The sequence below is a fragment of the Streptomyces sp. NPDC057654 genome, from assembly GCF_042800135.1.
Lineage (GTDB): Bacteria > Actinomycetota > Actinomycetes > Streptomycetales > Streptomycetaceae > Streptomyces.
On the sequence record NZ_JBHVHQ010000441.1, the window covers coordinates 1 to 6,877 of the forward strand.

The window sequence follows — 6,877 nt, forward strand, 5'->3', positions numbered from 1 at the left end:
CTCGCGGACCGGACGCGGCCGGCTGCTCGTACGGCGGAGGTGGGTGCTGCGCGGGTGCGTGCCGCGGCTCGACGTGCTGACGGCCTGGTGAGCGCCGTCTTCGGGCTGCACGGCTGGACGGCGGGCGGAGTGCGGCACGGGGTCGGCACGAATGCCTTCGGCCGCTGTTCAGCGGTGCCGTATGTGTCGGGGCCGACGGGCCCCGAGGGCGAGGCCGTGTATGTGACGGCCGTTCTGCTCGGTGAATACGACAGCGGCCTCGCGCTCGACGAGGTATTTCCACACGGGATTTCCGTGCGGGTCTACGACCTCACGGTGCGCCTCCGAGCAGCGCCCGGCGAGCGTCAATTGCTGATCCGGCCGGGCGCTGCGCGGCCCGTCGTCATCGGGGGGTGTTCTTGACCGGAAGTTCCTTGGTCGCGCCCGCGATGTAGTAGTCCTTGGGCGCGGAGAAGAGGACGAAATCGTGGTCGTCCTTGCCGATTTTGGCGCGGACGGTGAAATCGCCGTTCGCGTCGGCGGTGGTCTGGGCGTTGGTCTCGGTCTCGTAGTACGTGCGCAGCAGGACGCGGGTGCCCTTGACCGGTCCGTGCCCGGCAGGCCAGGCGACCTTGCCGGTGACGGTGAGGGTGTCGCCGGGATGCACCTTGGTCTTGTCGACCTTGTAGCTGAGGGTGCCGGCGACCGGCTGGACGGACACCGAGGTGTCGGCGAAGAAGAAGTGCCCGTCGTCGGGGTCGCCGGGGTCGTACGACGCCCGGAACTCCACCTCGTGGCTGGGGGCCAGGAACTTGCTCGCCTTCTTCTCCCAGCGGTCCGCCTGCACGCCGCGGAGCGCGAACCGGCCCTCGGCGTCGGTGTGGAGGGTTCCCAGGCTGCGGGTTTCCCGCTCGGTGGGGTCGATGGGGTCGCCCCACGGGTTCCAGGTGTCGAAGGTGACGTTCTCGCTGAGCTGGACCGGTACGTCGGCGGCGGGGGCGCCGTCGGCGCGGGTCACCGTTCCGGTGAGGTCGACGGTGCGGTGCGTGAAGTCGGTCGTCGCGGCGCTGCTGGAGAGGGTGACTTTGAAGGTGTCCTCCGGCTCGGCGGCTGTGTCGGCCGCGTGGGCGGCCGGTATGCCGATGGCGGTGGTGGCCATGGCGAGGGCGACGGCCGTGGTGAGGCGGGCGAGGGGGATGCGCGTATTCACATGGACTCCGCTGGTGTCGTCGATGGGTCGTCGGTCGGCCGGTCGTCGGTCGATCGCCGGTCGGTCGCCGGTCGGTCGGTCGCCGGTGGTTCCGGCACTCGCTTCGACGTGCGGAGTGACAGGCGTGGTTGTAGGGACCGCGGAGAGTGCATGGGCTGTTCAACGGCTGGTCGTCTGCCGGCCTTCTGCGACGAGAGCCGCGTTCTGGCTCACGGCGGCGGTCCCGACGAACGCGTGGAAGGATGACCGCTCATGGGATCACGGCTGGTGTTCGGGGACGCGCTGCGGGCCGAGTTGGGGTCGCCGGGGCGCTCCCGCAGGCTGGAGAGCAGTCCGCGCTCGCGCGTGTGGCACGTCGAGTTGCCGGGGGCGCCGGTGGTGGTGAAGCAGCTCGTCGAGGGTCCCGATGCCGATGAGCGGTACGCCCGTGAGGTCGCCGCCCAGCGGATCGCGGCCCGTGCCGAGATCCCCGTGGCGGCCGGGCTGCTGGCCGCGGATGCCGGGGAGCGGATGCTCGTACTGGAACATCTGGAGCACCGGCGTCCGTCCGGCGAATGGATCGTCGGCTACGCGACCGCGCTGGCCCGGCTGCACGCCACCGCCCGCCCGGAGGACGCGGGTTCGCTCCCTCGATGGCGCGGCCCGAGCCGGGCGGACGTCGAGTCCTTCCTGGGACTGGCCGAATCCCTGAAGGCCCCTGTCCCGGCGGGCGTTTCGGATGAGCTCCAGGCCCTGGTGTCCCGCCTCGACCGGGCGCCGGCCAATGCCCTGCTCCATGGGGACCCGTGTCAGGGAAATGACCTGCACACGCCCGCGGGGATCAAGTTCATCGACTTCGAGCAGGCGTCACTGGGCAACGGCCTGATGGAGCTGGCCTATCTGCGCATCGGCTTCCCGACGTGCTGGTGCGTGACGTCGGCGTCGGCGCCGCTGCTGGAACGGGCGGAGCGCGCGTACCGAACGGCCTGGCGGGCGGTTACGGGCTCCGACCCCGAGGGCGACCTCACCGACGCGTGCACAGGCTGGCTGCTGCGCGGCGACGCCCTGGTCGAACGCGCCCACCGCGAAGGCGCCGACCACCTCGCCCGCATCCCGCACCAGGACTGGGAATGGGGCACCGCGACGGCCCGCCAACGCCTGGCCCACCGCCTGTCCGTAGTCAGCCGCCTGACCGCCGCCCACCCCTCCCTCACCCGCGTCCACACCCTCACCGCCGACATGCGCCGCCACATGCTCACCCGCTGGCCGACCCTCCAGCCGGTCCCGGCCGAACGGCCGTAGAGAACGCGCGGGCCCGGCGGCGGCTAACGTTCCGTCGTGATCGATTCCCCGCTGCCCCTCCTCTTTCTCGACGTCGACGGCCCCCTCATCCCCTTCGGGGCGACGCGGCAACAGCTCCCGGACGGGTACCCGACCTATGAGGCCGTGCGGCCCATGCCGCGCGGAGTCGACGCGAACCCACTGCTGACCAGGGTCAATCCGGCGTACGGGCCTCGGCTGACGGCTCTGCCGTGCGAGCTGGTATGGGCCACGACCTGGATGTCCGACGCCAACGTCTGCGTCGCGCCGTGGCTCGGCCTGCCGGAGGCGCCCGTGGTGGCGTGGCCGGACCCGTCCGAGGACGAGGGGCGTGACGGGCTCCACTGGAAGACCCGCACCCTTGTCCGCTGGGCGGCCGGGCGCCCGTTCGCCTGGGTCGACGACGAAATCACGGACCGCGACCGCGCCTGGGTCGAGGAGCGCTGCCCCGGTCGAGCCCTCTTGTACTCCGTAGACGCCCGCCGGGGCCTCACGGACGACGATTTCCCGATCCTCGAAGAGTGGCTGTGCGCTGTCGCGCCCGCCGGCCGCACCACTCGTTCGTAAGTCACGGCGTCACGGGCCCGTGACGGTGTTCAGACGGTTCGGCCGTCGGCCGTGGCCGCCCGCATGGCGTCGGCACCGGCGCGGTGCCTGGCCACGGCTGCTTCGACGATGCTCATCAATCGGTCCCCGGTCCGGTCGATGCTGCCGTTCTGCGTGCTGACCTGCGCGCCTTCGAGGAGGAACGTGATCTCGGCCGCGGCCTGTTCGGGGTCGGGGAGGCCGGCGGCGGTGCACATGGCGGTCAGTCTGCGGGTCTGGTGGGCCTTGTGCTGTTCGATCACCTGGCGCGCCGGGTGGGAGCGGTCGGGGAGTTCGGCGAGGGAGTTGATGAAGGGGCAGCCCCGGTGGGAGATCGCGGGCAGGCCCTCGGCGATGAAGCGGGCCAGGCCGAGGATCTGCTCGACGGGCCGGTCGGGGTACTCGGCCTCGACCCGGTCGAAGGCCGCCTGGTAGTCGGTGGCGACGATCCGCAGCCACTCCGCTACCAGCGCGTCCTTGGTGTCGAAGTGCCGGTAGATCGCCATCTTGGTGGTCTCGGCCTTTTCGGCGATGGCCTGGACGCCCACCCGCCGGATTCCCTCGCTCTGGAAGAGCTCTTCCGCCGCGTCGAGGATGCGCTCACGAGGCGGCAGTTTCGCCACTCTGCTCGGCCTTCTCGCGGTCGATGACATGGCTGCTCCGTGACGTCCGGTCGGTCTGTCGGGTGATTGCTCGCCTGGTTGCGGGGGTCTCCGCCTCTGTTACGGTACCACTCAGCCCCGTTCGATACCGCTCGGTATCACCAGGGACTCATTGGTATCGTTCTTTCCTCTGGGAGTGACAGTGAGAATTGCCGAGTACGTACGCTTCGACGCGGTCGGACTCGCGGAACTGGTCGCCGACGGCCAGGTGACCGCACCCGAGCTGGAAGCGGCCGCACGCGAGGCCGCCGAGGCGGTCAACCCGCGGATCAACGCCATCGTGGAGACCTGGCCGACCGACGACGAGCCGGCCCCCGGCAGCGCGCCGCTGGCCGGAGTCCCCTTCCTGATCAAGGACATGGGGGTCACCATGGCCGGGCGGCGGCTGGAGCTGGGCAGCCGCCTGGCCGCCGGCAACGTCGCCCGCGCCGACTCCTTCCTGATGCGGCGCTTCCGCCGCGCCGGGCTCGTGACGTTCGGGCGTACGACGACACCGGAGATGGCCTACAGCATCACGACGGAACCGGTGCTGTACGGGCACGGGCCGACCCGCAACCCGTGGGACCCGGAGCGGAGCGCCGGCGGCTCCAGCGGGGGCGCGGGCGCGGCAGTCGCCGCCGGGGTGGTGCCGATCGCGCACGCCACCGACGCCGCGGGCTCGCTCCGCATTCCCGCCTCCTACAACGGCCTCTTCGGCCTGAAGCCCACCCGTGGCCGCGTCTCCATGGGCCCGGGCGCCGACGAGGTGTTCAGCGGCCTGGCCGTGCAGGGCGGCGTCAGCCGGACGGTCCGCGACAGCGCCGCGCTGCTCGACCTGATCCGCGGCCCGGAGCCGGGCGACCCCTACTTCGCCCAGGAGCCGTACCGGCCGTACGCGCAGGAGGTCACCCGCGCTCCGGGCGCGCTGCGGATCGGCGTCCTCCCCCAGGCGTGGGGCGGACGCCGCACCACCGCACCGGTCGCCGAAGCCCTCGCCCGTACCGTGCGCCTGCTCGAATCCCTCGGCCACCAGGTCGAGGAGGCCGAGGTCGGACTCGGGTCCGACTGGGAAGAGTTCGTCCTGGCGAGCGCTCACCTGATGGCGGCGAACCTCACGGCGTCCGTCGACGAACTGGCCGCCGCCTTCGGCCGGCCGGTCGACGACTCGACCCTCGAACCGGACACCCTGGCCGGTTACCGCTACGGGCAGCGGGTCAGCGGCTCCCAGCTCATCGCCGCCTTCGGGATACGGAACCGCGTCGCCCGAACCCTGGCCGGGTCCTTCGACGCGTACGACGTCCTCCTCACCCCGACCGTGCCGGAACTCCCCCTGCCCGTGGGCGCGTACACCGAGGGCGGCGACGCCCTGGACGGTCTCGGCTGGATCGACCGCCTCAACGACCGCTCGCCGTTCACCTTGGCGTTCAACGCGGCCGGCACGCCCGCCGCGTCCATCCCGGTGACGGCCGACACCGCGACCGGACTCCCGATCGGCATGCAGTTCGCCGCCGGATACGGCCACGAAGCCCGCCTCTTCCGCCTCGCCGGCCAGCTCGAACAGGCGAGCCCGTGGTCGAGCCGGACCCCGGCGGTGTGGGCGGGGAACCAGACGGGCGGCTGAGGCGCGGCGACGCCCGCAGGAGAATGAGGGAGGCACCTTCGGCTCGGGCCGCACGCAGAGACTCCTTTGCAGATAACCCTTTGCAGAGGAGTCTCTGTATTGCGTACTGTCCCGTCATGCCTTCCGAAGAGCGCGAAGCCGACGGCACACCGCGTCCCCTCAAGCCCACCCGCCGCCTCGACGCCCGCAGCCTGCGCGGGCTCGCCCACCCGCTGCGGATGCAGATCTTCGAGCTGCTGAGTCTGGACGGGCCCGCCACCGCCACCGGGCTCTCCGAGCGCGTCGGACAGAACACCGGGACCGTGAGCTGGCATTTGCGCCATCTCGCCGAGCACGGGTTCATCGAGGAGGAGACCGGGCGCGGCACGAAGCGCGAGCGCTGGTGGCGGCGGGCGGATGCCGAGAACGAGCTGAACATGGCCGACTTCCGCGACGAGCCGGACTCCCGGGGCGCACTGTCGGTCTATCTGCACGAGCTCGTGCAGCAATACTTCAGCCGCGTCACGAACTACATCAGCGAGGACTGGGACGACACCTGGCGCAACGCCGGGACCGTGGCCGACTGGCCGGACCTGCGCATGACGCCGGCCCAACTGGCGGCGCTCAACGCGGAGCTGATGGCCGTCGTCGCCCGCCACACCCCCGCCCCGGACGCCGCACCCGATCCGGAGGCGTCGCCCGTGGTCGTACAGCTCCAGTCCTTCCCCCGTCACGATCGCGGCTCCGCGTCGTGAACGCGGTCGGACGGGGCGGCCTCCTGCGGCGGCACCGCGACTTCCGGCTGCTGTGGTGCGGCGAGACGGCCGGGAAGTTCGGGGCGTCCGTCACCACGGTGACGATGCCGCTGATCGCCGTGTCCGTCCTCCACGCCAGTACGTTCGACGTCGGTCTGCTGACCGCCGCCACCTGGGCTCCATGGCTGGTCATCGGCCTGCCGGTCGGGGTGTGGGTGGACCGGACGCGGCGTCGGCCGATCATGCTGGCCTCTGCCGCGGTCTCCCTCGTGCTGTTCGCCGCCGTCCCGGTCGCGGCGGGTGCGGGCCTGCTGAGCATCGGGCTGCTGCTGGCCGTGGCCCTGCTGACCGGTACGGCGACGGTGTTCTTCCAGACCGCCTACACCGCCTACCTCGCCACCCTTCTGGAACCGGCCGACCAGCCCGAGGGCAACGCCAAACTGCACGGCAGCGCCTCCGCCGCGCAGATCGCCGGGCGCGGCTCCGGCGGCCTCATCGCGCAGTTCGCGGGGGCGGTGGGCGGGATGTACGCCAACGCCGCGACGTTCCTCGTATCCCTCCTGTGCCTCGCCGGAATCCGGCACGCGGAGCCGCACCCCACCCGGCCGCCGCGCACCACCGGGGCCGGGCCGGCGGATGCCGCCGCCGGTACCGGGCGGCCCCGCGGCGCTCTGGCCGGTGAGTTGGCGGAGGGGCTGCGGCTGGTCGCGGGCGATGTCTGGTTCCGCACGATGACGCTCTTCGGCTCGGCGTCCAACCTCGCCCTCATGGGGTACCAGTCGATCAACGTGGTCTTTCTGGTCGAGAC

At 71.7% G+C, this 6,877-nt stretch carries 8 protein-coding genes; 6 read left to right on the forward strand and 2 right to left on the reverse strand.

The annotated features are described in order from the left end of the window. Nucleotides 1–87 precede the first annotated feature (87 nt). Nucleotides 88–402 carry a hypothetical protein gene (locus tag ACFU99_RS27095; RefSeq protein WP_384396636.1) on the forward strand — a complete coding sequence of 105 codons (315 nt, stop codon included), beginning with the start codon at nt 88–90 and terminating at the stop codon, nt 400–402. On the opposite strand, the gene ACFU99_RS27100 is transcribed toward ACFU99_RS27095, so the two are convergent. After that, nucleotides 383–1,189 carry an acyl carrier protein gene (locus ACFU99_RS27100; protein ID WP_384396639.1) on the reverse strand — a complete coding sequence of 269 codons (807 nt, stop codon included), beginning with the start codon at nt 1,187–1,189 and terminating at the stop codon, nt 383–385. The genes ACFU99_RS27095 and ACFU99_RS27100 overlap by 20 nt on opposite strands. A 252-nt stretch (nt 1,190–1,441) precedes the next feature. On the opposite strand from ACFU99_RS27100, the gene ACFU99_RS27105 reads away from it, so the two are divergent. Together ACFU99_RS27105 and ACFU99_RS27110 are read left to right on the forward strand one after the other, a co-directional pair. Beyond that, on the forward strand, nt 1,442–2,470 hold the full coding sequence (locus tag ACFU99_RS27105; RefSeq protein ID WP_384396642.1) for an aminoglycoside phosphotransferase family protein: 1,029 nt from the start codon (nt 1,442–1,444) through the stop codon (nt 2,468–2,470). A 36-nt stretch (nt 2,471–2,506) separates the two neighbouring features. Then, nucleotides 2,507–3,055: an HAD domain-containing protein gene (locus ACFU99_RS27110; RefSeq protein ID WP_384396645.1), complete on the forward strand. Its 549-nt coding sequence runs from the start codon at nt 2,507–2,509 to the stop codon at nt 3,053–3,055. Between the two features lie 29 nt (nt 3,056–3,084). On the opposite strand, the gene ACFU99_RS27115 is transcribed toward ACFU99_RS27110, so the two are convergent. After that, nucleotides 3,085–3,726: a TetR/AcrR family transcriptional regulator gene (locus ACFU99_RS27115; RefSeq protein WP_384396646.1), complete on the reverse strand. Its 642-nt coding sequence runs from the start codon at nt 3,724–3,726 to the stop codon at nt 3,085–3,087. Nucleotides 3,727–3,877: 151 nt separating this feature from the next. Here ACFU99_RS27115 and ACFU99_RS27120 point away from each other — a divergent pair, with 151 nt between their 5' ends. The 3 genes from ACFU99_RS27120 to ACFU99_RS27130 all read left to right on the forward strand — a co-directional run. Continuing rightward, nucleotides 3,878–5,335, forward strand: a complete 1,458-nt coding sequence (locus ACFU99_RS27120) for an amidase (RefSeq protein ID WP_384396654.1) — start codon at nt 3,878–3,880, stop codon at nt 5,333–5,335. Nucleotides 5,336–5,451: 116 nt separating this feature from the next. Beyond that, entirely contained in the window at nt 5,452–6,069 is a 618-nt protein-coding gene (locus tag ACFU99_RS27125) for a helix-turn-helix domain-containing protein (RefSeq protein WP_384396649.1), read from the forward strand. After that, the coding region (locus ACFU99_RS27130; protein ID WP_384396651.1) for an MFS transporter at nt 6,066–6,877 on the forward strand (812 nt) is incomplete at its 3' end. The genes ACFU99_RS27125 and ACFU99_RS27130, both read left to right, overlap by 4 nt.